The organism is Paraburkholderia yinzeri (assembly GCF_046581065.1).
Lineage (GTDB): Bacteria > Pseudomonadota > Gammaproteobacteria > Burkholderiales > Burkholderiaceae > Paraburkholderia.
In genome coordinates, this window is the sequence record NZ_JBFOCJ010000002.1 from 770,245 (window position 1) to 785,789 (window position 15,545).

7 protein-coding genes are annotated in these 15,545 nt (G+C 68.9%); 1 reads left to right on the forward strand and 6 read right to left on the reverse strand.

Annotation, left to right across the window (positions count from 1 at the left end; translation table 11 throughout):
- Genes fhuB through WJ542_RS20630 form a run of 4 tightly spaced genes read right to left on the reverse strand, consistent with a single transcriptional unit; the run spans window position 1 to window position 13,073 of the window.
- The gene (fhuB, locus tag WJ542_RS20615; RefSeq protein WP_411191304.1) at window positions 1-2,031 is read right to left on the reverse strand and encodes a Fe(3+)-hydroxamate ABC transporter permease FhuB; all 2,031 of its coding nucleotides are present in this window, start codon (window positions 2,029-2,031) and stop codon (window positions 1-3) included.
- The gene (locus tag WJ542_RS20620; protein WP_411191305.1) at window positions 2,028-2,939 is read right to left on the reverse strand and encodes an iron-siderophore ABC transporter substrate-binding protein; all 912 of its coding nucleotides are present in this window, start codon (window positions 2,937-2,939) and stop codon (window positions 2,028-2,030) included. Before WJ542_RS20620 ends, fhuB begins: the two co-directional genes overlap by 4 nt.
- Window positions 2,936-10,861, reverse strand: coding sequence for an amino acid adenylation domain-containing protein (locus tag WJ542_RS20625; RefSeq protein WP_411191306.1), 7,926 nt, complete (start codon window positions 10,859-10,861; stop codon window positions 2,936-2,938). Before WJ542_RS20625 ends, WJ542_RS20620 begins: the two co-directional genes overlap by 4 nt.
- Window positions 10,862-10,883: 22 nt before the next feature.
- Complete coding sequence (locus tag WJ542_RS20630) at window positions 10,884-13,073, reverse strand: TonB-dependent siderophore receptor (RefSeq protein WP_411191307.1); 2,190 nt, start codon at window positions 13,071-13,073, stop codon at window positions 10,884-10,886.
- Between the two features lie 226 nt (window positions 13,074-13,299).
- On the opposite strand from WJ542_RS20630, the gene WJ542_RS20635 reads away from it, so the two are divergent.
- Window positions 13,300-14,112 carry an AraC family transcriptional regulator gene (locus WJ542_RS20635; protein ID WP_411191308.1) on the forward strand — a complete coding sequence of 271 codons (813 nt, stop codon included), beginning with the start codon at window positions 13,300-13,302 and terminating at the stop codon, window positions 14,110-14,112.
- 57 nt (window positions 14,113-14,169) lie between these two features.
- Here WJ542_RS20635 and WJ542_RS20640 read toward each other — a convergent pair whose 3' ends face one another.
- Window positions 14,170-14,469 carry an acyl carrier protein gene (locus WJ542_RS20640; protein ID WP_411191309.1) on the reverse strand — a complete coding sequence of 100 codons (300 nt, stop codon included), beginning with the start codon at window positions 14,467-14,469 and terminating at the stop codon, window positions 14,170-14,172.
- A gap of 37 nt (window positions 14,470-14,506) precedes the next feature.
- The gene (locus WJ542_RS20645) at window positions 14,507-15,541 is read right to left on the reverse strand and encodes a TauD/TfdA family dioxygenase (RefSeq protein WP_411191310.1); all 1,035 of its coding nucleotides are present in this window, start codon (window positions 15,539-15,541) and stop codon (window positions 14,507-14,509) included.
- Window positions 15,542-15,545: the final 4 nt, after the last annotated feature.

The window sequence follows — 15,545 nt, forward strand, 5'->3', positions numbered from 1 at the left end:
TCAGGAACCGGGCCCGCTCTGTGGCGGGCGCCGGAACATCGTGAGGATCAGGTAGAGTCCGCCGAGCAGCGTGGCCATCACGCCGGCCGGCATTTCCTGCGGGAACAGCATCCAGCGGCCGAGCCAGTCCGACGCGATCATGAGCGTCGCGCCGAGCACGGCCGAGATGAGCAGCAGCGGCATGGCGCGGCTCACACCGAGCATGCGCGTCATGTGCGGCGCCATCAGGCCGATGAACGACAGCGGCCCGATCACGAGCGTCGCCACGGCGCTCATCACCGCACTCAGCATCAGCAGGCCGAAGCGCGCGACGGCGAGATCGACGCCGAGGGCCTTCGGCACGGCATCGCCGAGCGGCAGGATTTCCAGCCAGCGCCGGCACAGCGGCACGGCGGCGAGCGCGGCGAGCGCCGCCGCCGCGACGAGCGCGGCCATCCACGGGCCGACGTTGTAGGTCGACCCGGCCAGCAGGTTGTAAAGAATGATCACGCGTGGATCGCCGCTCGACACGGCAATGACGGAGATCGCCTGGAACGCGGCGGAGAGCGTCATGCCCGCCAGAATCAGCGTGTCGGGCGCGAACGACGAAGCGCGCGCGAACACCACGAGCGCGCACAGCGTGAGCACAGCGCCGCCCGCGCACCAGATCAGGTAGGTCGGCAAACCGGGCTGCGCGGTGAGGAACAGCGCACCGGTCAGGCCGAGCGCGCCGCCCGCCGAAATGCCGAGCAGATCGGGGCTCGCCATGGGATTGCCGGTCATGCGCTGCACGATGCCGCCGGAGAGCGCCAGCAGCACGCCCACGCCGAGCGCCGCCACGACGTGCGGCAGGCGCAGGAACAGGAGCGCCGCGGCTTCGTGAGGACTGCTCAGATGCCAGCCGTGGAGCCCGCGCCCGAGTGTGAGCGACACTGCGATCACGAGCACGAGCAGCGCCGCGCAGGCGAGCGCCGTGATCCGCAGCCCGCGCGCCGACAAAGGCGCCGGGCGCTCGGCGGGAGTCTGGGCGAGGTCCGGCCGCCCGCGCAGGCGCCGCAGCATGATCAGCAGAAGCGGCGCACCGAGCAGCGTCGTGATCGCACCGGTTGGAATCGCCATGCCAAAACGCGCGACGCACAACTGCGCGAACTGGTCCGCGAGCCACAACAGCGCGGCGCCAAGAAGCGGCGACCAGACGATGCGCTCGCGCAGGCGCCGAGCGCCGGCGAGGCGCGCGAGCGACGGCGCGGCAAGACCGACGAAGCCGACCACGCCCACCGCGCTGACCACGAAGGCCGCGATCAGCAGCGCGAGGAACAGCGCGAAGCCGCGCGTCGTGCGCAGCGATACGCCGAGGCTCGACGCCACCGTGTCGCCGAGGTCGAACACCGCCATCGGCCGCAGGCACAGCAGCAACAGGGCCACGCACGGCACGAAGCGCGCGCAAAGTGCCGCCGCCACGTGCCAGTCGTTCTGCGCGAACGAGCCGCCGCCCCACACCAGCAGGCCGCTCAGCAGATCGTAGTGGGAAATGGCCAGCGCGAGGCAGAACGCCCCGCCGCACAGGTTGACGATCATCCCGGCGAGGATCAGCGCGAGCGGCGACATTCCGCGCCGCGCCGCCAGCGCGAACACGGCGGCCAGGGCCACCGCGCCGCCGGCCAGCGCAACCGCGTCGCGGCCGCCGGCGAGCAGGAACGGCGCATAGACGGTGGCAAGCGCCAGCGCAAGCCAGGCGCCGGAAAACATCCCGAGCGTCATGGGTTCGGCAAGCGGATTGCGCAGCACCTGCTGGGTCGCGACGCCGGCGAACCCGAGCGCGGCGCCGCACAGCAGCGTGACCGCGACGCGCGGCAAGTCGCTGTAGTGGACGAGCAACTGCGGCACGTCGCCGGGCGACGGCGCCACGAGGGCCTGCCACCACAGCGCGGCAGGCAGGCGCGCGTCGAGGCGCAGCAGGAACAGCAGCGCCGCCAGCGCGAGGAGCCCGCAAACGGGCAAAAGCGGCGTGCGCCGCATCGGCACTAGGGAGAGGGTCGCGGCGCTCTTCATGTGGGCTCCGCGGTGGATGTCCGCGCATCGAGGCGGGCCTCGCCCAAAGCGTTGGCCAGTGCGTTGGCGAAATACTGCGCGCTCAGGATGCCGCCTTCGGGCGGCACGGACGCCATGCCGATCATGCGGCCCTCGCCGGCGAACGGCATGGCCTGCCAGACGCGGCTCGTCTTCATCATGGATGCCGTCGGCGCGGGCAGCGGCTTCACATAGACGAGCGTCGCGCGGGGATCGGCGTCGAGCGCGTCGAAACCGATCGTCGCGTAGGCCGCGGCGTGGTTCGCCTTGCGCCAGCCGTTCTGCAACCCGAGCTTTGCCAGCAGCTCACCGAACAGGCTGTGCGCGCCGAACACGCGCACGTGCGACTCGTCGATGAAACGCACCATATAGACCGACGCGCCAGCCGCGGCCGGCAGCGCATCGAGCCGCGCACGGGCGGCATCGATTGAACGCTGCGTCTGCGCGACGGCCGCCTCGCCGCGTGCCTCGCAACCCAGGAGGCGTGCCAGCCGCAGCGTTTCGGCGCACGCCGCCGTATAGGGCGCCGGGCTGGCGCGGAACATGCCGAGCGTCACTGTGGGCGCGATACGTTCGAGCGACGCGCGCATCGCCGCGTGCGCGGGCGTGATGACGATCAGATCGGGCTTGAGCGCCAGCATCAGCTCCATGTTCGGCTGGAACATCAGACCGAGATCGACGACCGAAGCGGGCACCGGGCAGGCCGTGAAGTTGCGCCGGAATCCCGGCGTGTTCGCCATGCCGACCGGCACGACGCCGATCGCCAGCATGAGCTCGGCGAGCCCCCAGTCGAGGACGATCACGCGGCGCGGCACGGCCGCGCGCGCTCTAGCACCGGCGGTCAGCAGCGCGCCACCCAGGAGCGCGGTGAGCAAGGTCCTGCGGTTCATTGCATGAGATCGGAAAGAAGGGATTGCATCGTATCGGCCATTGCAGCAGGGCCGCTCGCGGTACGCGCGCGCGCCTCGTCCACGGCGCGCGCGAAGGCGTCGAGCGTCGGCGCCGCGAATAGCGCGGCGAGCTCCACGTCCGCCGCGAGCTCGCGTGCCACGCGCCGCTGCACCTTGAGACTCAGAATCGAGTCGCCGCCCAGCTCGAAGAAATGGTCGTGCCGCCCGATGCGCTCGACGCCCAGCACCTCGCTCCAGATTCGCGCGACCGCAGCTTCCGTCTCGCCTTGCGGAGCAACGTAATCTTGCGTCCTTGCGGACTGCGGCACCGGCAAGGCGCGCCGGTCCACCTTGCCGTTCGGCGTGAGCGGCAAGCGCTCGAGCACGACGATCGCAGCCGGCACCATGTAGTCGGGCAGCGTGCGCGCGAGTGCGTGCTTCAGCGCATGAGGGTCGAGCGCAGCGGTGGGGGCCGGCGTGACGTTGGGAGTCACGCCGGGAGTGACATATGCAATGAGCCGCGCGCCACCCGCCGTTCCGTCCACCAGCGCGACGGCCTCGCGCACGCCCGGCTGCGCGAGCAATGCCGCCTCCACCTCGCCCAGTTCGATGCGGAAGCCGCGCAGCTTCACTTGCTGGTCGAGACGGCCGAGATAGTCGAGCGCGCCGTCGTCGCGCCAGCGCACGAGGTCGCCGGTGCGATAGAGGCGGCCGCCCTGCGCGTCGAACGGATCGGGCACGAAGCGCTCGGCGGTGAGCGCGGCGCGGTGCTGATAGCCGCGTGCGAGACTCGCGCCGCCCAGATAGAGCTCGCCGGCCACGCCGCGCGGCGCGAGGTTCATCGCGGCGTCGAGCACATAGGCCACGCGCTCGCCGATCTGCCGGCCGATGGGCGCCCAGGCGCCGTCGAACGACGCATCGACATCCCACGCCGTCGGCGCGATCACGGTTTCCGTCGGCCCGTAAGCGTTGATCAGGCGGCAGTCCGGCAGTGCCCGGCAGGCCGCCTGCATCGCCGCCGCGGCCCACGCCTCGCCGCCGACGATGCAAAGCCTCAACGCCAGCGCCGCTGCGTCGAGCGCCGGATCGGACACGAGATTGTTGAGATACGACGGCGTGAGGAACACGACCGAGACGCGCTCGCGGCGCATCTCGTCGAGAAGGCGCGCCGTCGACCAGCGCGCCGCATCGGCGATCACGAGCGCCCCGCCCGCGCAGAGCGGCACAATCCAGCGCTCGTGTGCGATGTCGAAATTGATCGACGCGAAGTGCAGCTCGCGGTCGGCGGCGCGCATACCGTAGCGCGCCGCGATCGCGTCGCAATGCATCGTGAGGGCGCCGTGCGCAACGCCCACGCCCTTCGGCCGCCCTGTCGAGCCCGACGTGTAGATCACATAGGCGAGGTTTTCCGCATGCACGGGGCACGCGGGATCGTGCGCCGGCTCGCCGGTGAGGTCGAGCGTGTCGAGATCGAGCACGGGCAGTGCAAGCGGCGTCGGCAGCGCAGCGCGCGCACCGGACTCGGCGATCACGAGGCGAATGCCGCTGTCTTCGATCATGTACGCGAGGCGCTCCGCCGGGTAGGCGGGATCGAGCGGCACATAAACGCCGCCCGCCTTGAGCACCGCGAGCATGCCGACGATCATCGCGGCCGAGCGTCCGGCCGCGATGCCCACCCGCACTTCCGGCCCGACGCCTTCGCGCCTCAGCCGATGCGCGAGCCGGTTGGCGTGCGCGTTCAGTTCGCCGTAGGAGAGACGCGTGGCGCCCGCGACCAGCGCCGGCGCCTCGGGTTGCTCTGCGGCTCGGGCTGCGATCCGTTCGTGCACCGGCACGCGCGCGGACGAAGCATGACCCGCATGTTCGGCGCGGCCGAGTGCGAGGAGCACCTCGCGCTCAGTGTCATCGAGCAGATCGAAGGTACCGGGCGCGCGGTCGGCCGCGTCCGGCGTGAGCGCCACCTCGCGCAGCAGCCTCGCCATGTGTTGTGCGATGCGCGCGATGTCGCCATCGCCGAACGCGTCGCGCGCATAGCGAAAGCCGAGCCGCAGCGTCTCTCCCTGGATCGCACCCAGTGTCAATGCGTAGCTGGTTTCGTCACGCGCCGCTACGTTGTCGATCGACAGGCCGCCCGGAGAAGACTCCTTGAGCACCGCGTCGACGGGATAGTTCTCGAACACGACGAGGCTGTCGAACAGTCCCTGCCCGCTCGCGCCGGCCCAGCGCTGGATCTCGTACAAGGGCGTATGCGCATGCTCCTGCGCGGCCATGCCCTCGGCCTGCAACTCGCGCAACCAGTCGCCCAGGCGCGCCTGCGCGCGCGGCGCCGCGATCACGGGCAGCGTGTTGATGAAGAGCCCGAGCAGTTGTGCGGCACCCGGCAGATCGGCGGGACGGCCCGCGAGCGTCGCGCCGAACACCACGGCGGGCTGGTTCGTATGTCGCTGCAACAGCAGCGCCCACGCACCCTGCAGCAGCGTATTGACGGTCACGCGCGCCTCGCGCACGAAAGCGACGAGACGCGCGGTCGTGGGCGCGTCCAGTTCCACCGTGTGCAGTCCGTAGCCGCGCGCCTGCGTCTCGCGCTTGCCGAATGCTTCCGCGAGCCGTGTGGGTCCGTGAAGACGCGCGAGCTGCGCCTGCCAGTGCGCGGCGCTCGCCGCTCCGTCATGGTCGCGCAGCCAGCCGATGTAGTCGCGATAGCGGCCGCCGTGCGCGGGCAGGGGTTGCCCGCTGTAGTGGCGCAGCACCTCGCCTAGTAGCTGCGAGACGCTCCAGCCGTCCAGCAGCACGTGATGATGGGTCCACACGAAGTGATAGCGCCGTTCGCCCGTGCGCACGAGCGCGAGCCGATAGAGCGGCGCGCGCGTGAGATCGAAGCCCTGTTCGAGCTGCTGCGCCGCGAGCGCATCGAGCGCCGCAGCGCAATCGGTACGGGAGCGCCAGTCGTACTCGACGAGCGGCAGGTCCACGACGCGCGCGACCCATTGCAGCCAGCCCTCGCCGTGTGCCACGAAGGCGGTGCGCAGGATGTCGTGACGCTGCGTGAGCGCCGTCCACGCGGCGCGAAAACGCGCGGCGTCGAGACCGTCCAGATCCACGCGCAACTGGTTCAGATACGCGCTGCCGCCGCGCGCGTATAGCGAGTGAAACAGCATGCCGGCCTGCATCGGCGTAAGCGGATACAGGTCGGCCACTTCGTTCATCGCGAGCGGCAGGCGGTCGAGCTCGTCCTGCGTGAGCGCGGCCAGTTCGAAGTCCGAAGGGGTCGCAGCGGCGCTGCGGCTGGTGCAATGCGCGATCAGTTCGCGCAGCGCGTCGTGCAGCGCGTCGACGAGCCGGCCGATGGTCGTGTCGTGATAGCGCGCACCGCTGTAGGCAAGCGTTAGCGTCAACGCGCCGTCGAGCACCTTGCCGCTCACCGAAAGCGCGTGCGCAAGCGGTGCGTCGGCGGCCTGCGAGGCGCCCGGCGTCTCGCGCGCCGGCTGCCACGCCTCGCCGCCGTCGAAGCTCTGGTCGAACTGGCCCAGGTAGTTGAACACGACCTGCGAGGGCGCAATGGCCGCGAGCGCGGCGCGATCCGCATCGGCGCCGAGGTAGCGCAGTACGCCGAAGCCCAGGCCGCGTTCGGGCACGGCGCGCAGCATCTCCTTCACGCGCCGCAACGCCGCGCCCGGCTCGCCGCACGGTTCGAGCACGACGGGATAGAGGCTCGTCAACCAGCCAACCACGCCGCTCAAGTCGATATCGTCGAACAGGTCTTCACGGCCATGCCCTTCCACGTCGATGCGAATGCGTTCCGTGCCGGCCCACGCGCACAACGCGCGGCCCAGCGCGGTCAGCAGCAGGTCGTTGACCTGCGTGCGCCACGCGGCCGGCGCCTCGTGCAGAAGCTGGTGCGTCTCGATGGGATCGAGCGCGAGCGTTGCGTGGCGCCGATGCGCCACGGTATTCGCGCCATCCGGCAGATCGCACGGCAGCGCCGCGATCGCACTGCCCCTCTCCTGCCAATAGCGCACCTGCGCGCGCAGCGCGGGCGTTTGCGCATGCGCTGCGAGGCGCGCGGCCCAGGCATCGGTCGAAGCGGCGGCGGGCAACGCAAGCGGATGCCCGCTTTGCAAAGCGGCATACGCGCTGCGTAGTTGCGCGAGCAACAGTCGCCACGACACTCCGTCCACCGCCAGGTGATGGATCGCCAGCAACAAGCGCCAACTGCCGTCGGCAATCTCGATGGCAAGCGCGCGCAGCAGCGCCCCGCCGTTCAGGTCGAGGCTGCACTGGGCTTCGTCGCACAGCGCGGCGATCTCGTCTTGCGTCGCGGCCTTGCGCACCCACAGCAGCGTCTCGGGCGGCGGCGCCTCGCCGTGGCGCGCGCGCCATACGCCCCCTGCACTCGCCGTGTCCTGCGCGAAACGCAGGCGCAGCGCGGTGTGATGCTGGACGAGCGCATGCAATGCGCGCGCAAGCAGCGCCGTATCGAGCGGCTCGCGGCTCGTGAGCAGGACGGCTTGGTTCCAGTGATGCCGCTGCGCATGCGGCAAGTCGAAGAACCACGCCTGCATCGGCAGCAGCGCCGCCTCGGTACCGGCGGGCGCGGCCGTGACCGCAGCCGGCGCGACCGTGCCGAGCGGCTGCGCCACCGCGGCGAGCTCCGCCACCGACTGACGCTCGAACAGTTGACGTGGCGTCAGCTTCCAGCCGGCCAGCCGCGCGCGCTCGACGATCTGCAGGCTCAGGATCGAATCGCCACCCAGCTCGAAGAAGTTGTCATGGCGCCCTACCCGCGCCACGCCCAGCAGTGGCTGCCAGATCGCCGCCAGCGCGCTTTCGGCTTCGCCTTGCGGCGCTTCCCACGCACGTCCGGGCGCCTGGGGCGGAGGCAGCGCGCGCCGGTCGAGCTTGCCGTTCGGCGAGAGCGGGAAGCGTTCGAGTTCGACCCACGCCGCCGGCACCATGTAATCGGGCAACGCCGCCGCGAGCCTTGCCGCGAGCGTGTCGCGATCGAGGCGATATCCGTCGCGCGCGCTCACATACGCGACAAGCCGCTTGCCGTTCGGCCCATCCTGCGCCGCGACGACCGCCGTCTCCACCCCTTCCTGGCGCTGCAGCACCGCTTCGATTTCGCCGAGCTCGATCCGCAGGCCGCGAATCTTGACCTGATGATCGAGTCGGCCCAAATAGTCGAGCGCGCCGTCGGCGCGCCAGCGCGCGAGATCGCCGGTGCGGTAGAGCCGCGCGCCGGGCTCGAACGGATCGGGCACGAAACGCTCGGCCGTGAGTGCGGGGCGGTCGAGGTAGCCGCGCGCGAGCCCCGCGCCGCCCAGATAGAGTTCGCCCGCCACACCAACGGGCAGCGGATTCAGCGCGGCGTCGAGCACATGCGTGCTGACGTTCGCGATCGGCCGCCCGATCGGCACGACCGGATCGCCCGCGCGGCAGGTCCAGTGCGTGACGTCGATGGCGGCTTCGGTCGGACCGTAGAGGTTGTGCACCTGCACGTGCGGGAGGCGTGCGAGCGCGCGGTCCTGCAACGCAGCGGGCAGCGCCTCGCCGCTGCAGATCACATGGCGCAGGCTTGTGCAGACCGGCGCCTCGCCGTCGAGCGCGGCGACGAAAGCCTGCAGCATCGGCGGCACGAAGTGCAGCGTCGTGACGCGATGGCGATCGATGAGCTCGACGAGACGCGCCGGGTCGCGATGATCGCCGGGCCGCGCGAGCGCGAGCCGGGCGCCCGTCATGAGCGGCCAGAAGAACTCCCACACGGATACGTCGAAGCTGAACGGCGTCTTCTGCAACACGGTGTCGCGCGCATCGAGCCGATACGCCGCCTGCATCCAGACGAGCCGGTTGAAAAGCGCGCCATGGCGGTTCGCCGCGCCCTTCGGCCGCCCGGTCGAGCCCGAGGTGTAGATCACGTAGGCGAGGTTGTCGGGATCGAGCGGTGTATCGGGACACACCGGGGAACACACCGCGGGACGCTCGGCGCACTCGCCCGAAAGATCGAGTGTGTCCAGTTCGAGCACCGTACACGCGGTTTCGGGCGTGCACTGCGCGGCGAAGCGTTCGCGCAACGCGCGCTGGATAAGCAGCAGGCCGATGCCGCTGTCCTCGATCATGTAGGCGAGGCGTTCGGCCGGATAATCGGGGTCGAGCGGCACGTATGCGCCGCCCGCCTTGAGAATCGCCAGGAGGCCGACGACCATCTCCAGGGAACGCTCGACGCCGATGCCCACCTTCACATCCGGGCCGATACCGAGCCGCCGCAGCCGCTGGGCCAGCCGGTTCGCGCGCGCGTCGAGCTCGCCGTAGGTCAGCGTCGTGTCGTCGAACAGCAGCGCGCCCGCATCGGGCGTAGCTGCGGCCTGGCGCTCGAACAGCCGGTGCACGGGCACGGGCACGCCGTAATCGGCGCGCTGCGTACTCCACGCCGAGAGACACGCGCGCTCGTCATCGTCGAGCCAGGGCAGCTCCGCCACCGCCCGGTCCGGCTCGCGGCACAACGCAACGAGCAGCGCCTCGTAGTGGCCGAACAGCCGCTCGATGGTTTGCTGGCGATACAGCGTGCCGTCGTAGCGCGCGGTCACGCGCACTGCCTCGGCGCTCACGCGCACGTCCACGCTCAGATCGAAGCGCGCAAGCGGACTTTCCGCATCCACGATCTCGACTTCGAGCCCGTCTAGCGACAGCTTGCCCGCCGCCGCGGGGCCCTGCACATTGAAGAGCGTCTGGAATAGCGGATGGCGATCCGCCTCGCGGCGCACGCCGAGCGCATCGACGAGCATCGGCAAGGTCACGTCGCCGTGATCGAGCGCCGCACGCGAGTCGTGCCGCACGCTTTCGAGCAAGGCGCGCGCGCTCATGGACGGCTCGATGCGCGCGCGATGCACACGCGTGTCGACGAACAGGCCAATCAGATCCTCGCACTCCACGAGTGTGCGGCCGCTCGTCGGCACGCCGATGCAGAAGTCGGCGCTCCCCGCGTGACGCCAGAGCACGAGCTGGTACGCGGCCATCAGCACGACGAACGGCGTGCAGCGTTCGGCCTTGCAGCGTGCGCGCAGCGCGTCGAGCGTCGCCTCGCTCAACGCAAACGTATGCGTGCGCGCGACGCGCTTCGCCTGCGGCGCGCGCGGGAAATCGCCCGGCAGCTCGAAGCCGTCGTCGGACGCACCGATGTACTGCTTCCACCATGCGAGGTCGGCGCTCGCCTTCTCGCCGGCGAGCTGTGTGCGCTGCCATGCGGCAAAGTCGGCGTACTGCCACGCGAGCGCATGCCCTTCGCCTTGCCCGGCGCCGTTCGCCACGCTTCCTGCATCGAGATCGGCGTGATCGGCGCGATCGGCGGTCACGCCCTGCACGGCATCGCGATACGCCCGCGCCAGCTCGCGCGCGAAGATCGCATTGGAGCCGCCATCCGAAATCAGGTGATGCACCACCACCGAAAGCACGTGCCGCTGCGCCGAGAGCTTCACGAGCCGAAAGCGCGCGGCGCCCTCACGCGCGAAATCGAACGGGCGCGCCGCCTCGCCGGTCAGTACCGCGTCCAGTGCCGCCGCGAGGGCTGCGTCGGGCTCGCTTCCATCGGCAGCGGCGGCATCGGCGGCGTCAGCGGCCGGCGCCGCCAGATCGAGCACGTCGAGCGGTGCGTCGGCGGGCAGGTCGGCGATCTGGTACGGCGTGCCGTCACGCTCGGCAAAACGCGTACGCAACACCGCCTGGCGCTGGCGCACGCGCGCCAGCGCGAGACCGAGCGCGGCGGTATCGAGCGGCCCGCGCAAATGAAACGCGCGGGCGAGATGCCAGGCCGTGGACTGCGGCGCAAGCCGCTGCATGAACCACATGCCCTCCTGCAAGGCAGACAGCGGCTGCCAGGCGTGGGCAATGCCGGACGGGCTCATCGATCGATACGCGTGAAACTGCATGGCAGCGCCGCCTCCTCATGAATTACCACTGATACTTCGCTCCCGCCAGGAACAGACGCCCTTCACCCCAGTAGCAATAGTCCGCGCTCGTGCACGAAGCGAGGTACTGGCGGTTGAGCAGATTGGTCACGTTGAACGTGGCGGTCCAGCCCTGGAGGTTCGTGAAACGGCGTCCCAGGTCGTAGCGCAGCGCCAGATCGACGAGCGTGGCCGAGGACGTCACGAACGTGTTCGCGGTGTCGCCGTACGAACCGCCGATATAGCGCACGCCGCCGCCGAACAGCAGGCCCGCGAGCGGCCCGCCGGTCCACGTGTAGTCGGCCCACAGCGAAGCCGTGTTACGCGGAATGCCGACCGGCACCTTGTCGAGGCTCGACGTCGTGCTCTCCGTATTGAGCAGGTTCGTGTAGGTGTAGCTCGCGATAAGCTGCAGGTTGTCGCTGAGGCTCGCGTGGCCCTCCACCTCGAAGCCCTGCGAGCGCACCTGGCCCGTGAGCACGCTGAAGCCGGCATGCAGCGGGTCGGTGGTCGCCACGTTGTTCTGGTCGATATGGAACGCCGACACCGTGACGAAGCTGTTGTAGCCCTTGGGCTGCAGCTTCACGCCCACCTCGTACTGCTCACCGGTGAGCGGCGCGAACGCCTGGCCGCCATACGTCGTGCCCACTTGCGGCTGGAACGAGCGCGAGTAGCTGAAGTACGGCGCCACACCGTCCACGATCTGGTAGACCGCGCCGGCGCGCCACGTGAACGCGCGGTTGAACTGCTGGCTCGATGCGCCGCCCTTGTACGAGGTCTGGTCCTCGTTGGCCCAGTCCTCGCGCACGCCGAACAGGAAGGACCACTTACCGATGTCGATCTGGTCCTGCGCGTACAGGCCGAGCTGCTTGATCGACTGCGCCACCGAGGTCGCGTACATGAACGTGGGGTACGGGATCGCCTGGCCGTAGACCGGATCGTTCACGTTCAGCCCCGGCGTGTTCGCGAGGCTCCCGTAGAAGTGGTGGTCGAACTGGATGTTCTGGTAATCGAGCCCCAGCGTGACATTGTGCTTCGCAGCCCCGGTGTCGAACGTCGCGTCGAGCTGGTTGTCCACCGTGTGCGAGTTCACCATGCCGTAGTTCAGGTACGGCGTGCGGGCAAGCGTCTCGCCGTCCGACTCGAAACCGTTGTTGCCCACGTACTTCACGGTCTGGCTGTTGTGCAGATAGCGATAGTTCTGCTTGAACGACCAGACGTCGTTGAAGCGGTGCTCGAACGCATAGCCGATCGACTCCTGGGTCTTGCGGAAGCTGTCGAAGTCCGGCTCGCCCGGATACAGGCTGCGGCTCGGATAGCCATACGGCACGGAGTTGTAGATGCCCGCTTCCGGGTCCGCCTGATAGTTCGCGAATATAGTGAGCGTGGTGTCCTTCGTCGGGCGCCACGTGATGGTGGGCGCGATCGCCACGCGCTGCTGGTTCACGTAGTCGGTCTGCGTGCCCGTATTGAAGCCGTCGGCGGTCAGGCGGTAGAGCACCTTGCCGTCCTGGTCGAGCGGACCGCTGAAATCGAAGTAGCCTTGTACCCGGCCGTAGCTGCCCGTCGTGAAGCCCACTTCGTGCAGCGGCGTGTCGGTCGGCATCTTGCTGACCAGATTGACGGTGCCCCCGGGCGACCCCTGGCCGTACAGCACCGAAGCCGGGCCGTGCAGCAGTTCGATACGCTCGAACATGTACGGGTCGAAGCTCGTCACGTTGTAGCCGAAACCGCCGGCCGGCCCGGGCGTGCGCAGCCCGTTCCAGAACTCGTCGACGAGGAAGCCGCGCGCGTAGAGATATTCGAGCGAATCCGTGTTCGTGCCGCGCTGCTCCGGGTTGATACCCGAGGTGTAGCGCAGCGCCTGCGCCACGCTCTGCACGTCCTGCACGTCCATCTGGTCGCGCGTGACCACGGAGATCGCCTGCGGCGTCTTGATGATCGGCGTGTCGGTCTTGGTGCCCGCCGTGCTGACTTTCGCGACGTAGCCGACCACCGGCCCGGTGCCGGTCTCGGCAGCCTGCTGGCCCTTGATGACCACGGCGGGCAACTGCTGGCCCGCGGCGGTATCCGACGCCGCAGCGGGCGGCGCCGCGGTCTGCGCGCTGGCGATCTTCGCGATCGCCAGCGCCACCACCGCCGTCATTGTGCGGACCTTGATCCGCCCGGTGTTGCCCGCTGCTTTGCTCCCCACCCTGGTGTAACCCTCGCCAACCCAGCCCCGATTCATCCCGTCCATCCCGTTGAAAAATTTAATTTAGATAACTAAAGGTAGTAATAAGAATCATTACTATTGTGATTCGTAAAATTGTGTAAGAGCGATAGAATACGGCCTGAGCTTCGCCGACGTCCTGTCAAATTGCTGTGCGAAGCCGTCTAAATTTGACGGTTGCGCACCACTTTTAACGGCAATTCACAAAATGACCGAGATCTGGCAACGTCTGACCGGTATGCAGCGCCGCTATCTGAAGCGCCCTGTCATAGCAAAAAGGTATGATTTCGAAAGCGGTGATAGCGAGAGCTGGCACTCGCACTCGCAGCCGCAATTCGTCTACACGACGCGCGGCGTGCTACGCGTCATCACGCCGGACGGCGCCTGGACACTCGGGCCGTACCGGGGCCTGTGGATCGCGCCGCTCGTCGCGCACGAACTTCAGGCGGCCAGCCCGGCGGTGATGTACACGGTCTATTTCGAAACCGATCTCGCCCCGCGCGACGACCCGCACTGCCATGTCTTGATGATTTCGTCGCTGCTGCACGAACTCGTGGCCGCGCTCGTCGTCGATCTGGAGAACGACCAGCCCGAGCGTCGCTCGGCGTTGATCGACCCGCTTCTGCTGCAGGAGCTACGCGAAGCGCAGTTGGCCACCGAGGGCCTGTTGCCGCTGCCGAAGGACCGCCGCCTGCAGCAGATCTGCGGGCAGCTCATGGATGCGCCGTCCGACAACACGCCGCTCAACGACTGGGGCATGCGCGTGGGCGCGAGCGAGAGCACGCTCGAGCGTGCGTTCAAGGAAGAAACCGGCCTCACGTTCGGCCAGTGGCGCCAGCGGCTGCGCCTCGTGGAATCGATCTCGCGCCTCGCCAAGGGCATGCCGGTCGCCACGATCGCCACCGAGCTCGGCTACCGCAACTCCAGCGCCTTCATCACGATGTTCCGGCGCGCCATGGGGGAAACACCGCAGCGTTTTCTGCGCAGCCGCAACGGGCAGGACCTCGGCGCGGCGCAGTGAGCGCCGGGCAGGACCGCGGACGCATGTGAGCGGTCCCTGGCAGTCCCTGGCGATCCCTTATGCCGCCTGCCGGCTCGCGAGCAAGGCGCCGAGCGACGCCACGCTCGGGTGGTCGAAGACGTCGCCCGGCGTCAGCTCCATGTTCAGCTTGCGGCGAATGCGCGCGACCAGCTTGATGACGAGCAGCGAATCGGCTCCGAGCTCGAAGAAGTCCTGGTCGTCGCCAATGCTGGCCTCGTCGAGATCGAGCAGCGCCGCAAAGAGGCTGCGCACTTCGGCCTCGATCGATTCAGCAGACTGGACCGCCGGGTCCGGCTGGGTCGCCTGTACGGCCTGGGAAGGCGCGAGATGTTCCATGAAAGGGTTCCTGAAGCGTTGAAGTAGAAATCGGGTGTCAGGCGCTCGCTAGTTGCGCGAGGGCCGAGGGTAAAGAGGGCGCGGCGATCTGGGCGCGCTCGACCAGCTCGCTCATGGCAACGACGATCTTGCGCGGACCGCTGAACGGATCGCGCGCATGCGCGACCAGCATATTGTCGAGCATCAGCACGTCGCCCTTGCGCCAGGCGAAGCGCACGGCGCAACGCGCGTAGGCCGCGCCGATAGTCGCCATCGCCTCGTCGCCGATCTCGCTGCCGTCGCCGAAATACGCCTGGCGCGGCATGCGTCCCGGTCCCGCCAGATCGAGCAGATCGAGCCGCACGTCGGCGTCGAGACAGCTCACGTGATGCAGTTGCACCTGATTGAAGAACGCGCGCTCGCCCGTGCGCGGATGCGCGATCACGGCCGGGCATACGGTGCGCGTCTGCAGCTCGTCGTTCGCCAGCCATTCGTACTGCACCCCTTCGGCCTCGCAGCGCGCCTCGACCTCGCGCCGGTCGTCGGTGCGGAAAAATTCGCGCCACGGCACATCGAGCCCGCGCGTGAAAGTGCGTACATACATGATCTGCTTGCGCTCGAAGGCCTCGACGAGCGGCGCGGGCAGCGCGCGCAGCATCGCCCGGCAATCGACGATGGGTGTGGCGCCCCCCACCGGCGAAGGCAACGCGCAGAAGAAGAATTGCCGCCGCGGCCAGCGCGACTGATGCGCGCTCTCGTTGTGGAACAGGATCATCTGCTTCTCGGGATACGGCGTGGAGCGATAGGTGTTGCGGCCGCCGTCCTGCTTCGGCAGATCGCCGTACTCGCCGTAGAGCCCTGGCGAAATCGCTTCCGCGAATGCCTCGAAAGCGGCCGCATCGTCCAGCGCGAAACCGCGGAACAGCACGGCGCCATGGCGTAGCAGCGCCGCTTCCAGGGCACCGCGCCGCGCTTCGACCCAGCCGGGCAGATCGCCGATGGGCCCACTCGGTGTAAGCACGAGCGGCAGGCCGCCGGCCTCGTCGAAAAAGGATGCCTCGACATGGGCGTCGGGAAAGAGCGTTGGGTTCATGATG

What these genes read in the sequence shown, in the direction of transcription:
- fhuB (WP_411191304.1), bottom strand. Translation starts at nt 2,031, where the DNA reads ATGAAGAGCGCCGCGACCCTCTCCCTAGTGCCGATGCGGCGCACGCCG.
- WJ542_RS20620 (WP_411191305.1), bottom strand. Translation starts at nt 2,939, where the DNA reads ATGAACCGCAGGACCTTGCTCACCGCGCTCCTGGGTGGCGCGCTGCTG.
- WJ542_RS20625 (WP_411191306.1), bottom strand. Translation starts at nt 10,861, where the DNA reads ATGCAGTTTCACGCGTATCGATCGATGAGCCCGTCCGGCATTGCCCAC.
- WJ542_RS20635 (WP_411191308.1), top strand. Translation starts at nt 13,300, where the DNA reads ATGACCGAGATCTGGCAACGTCTGACCGGTATGCAGCGCCGCTATCTG.
- WJ542_RS20640 (WP_411191309.1), bottom strand. Translation starts at nt 14,469, where the DNA reads ATGGAACATCTCGCGCCTTCCCAGGCCGTACAGGCGACCCAGCCGGAC.
- WJ542_RS20645 (WP_411191310.1), bottom strand. Translation starts at nt 15,541, where the DNA reads ATGAACCCAACGCTCTTTCCCGACGCCCATGTCGAGGCATCCTTTTTC.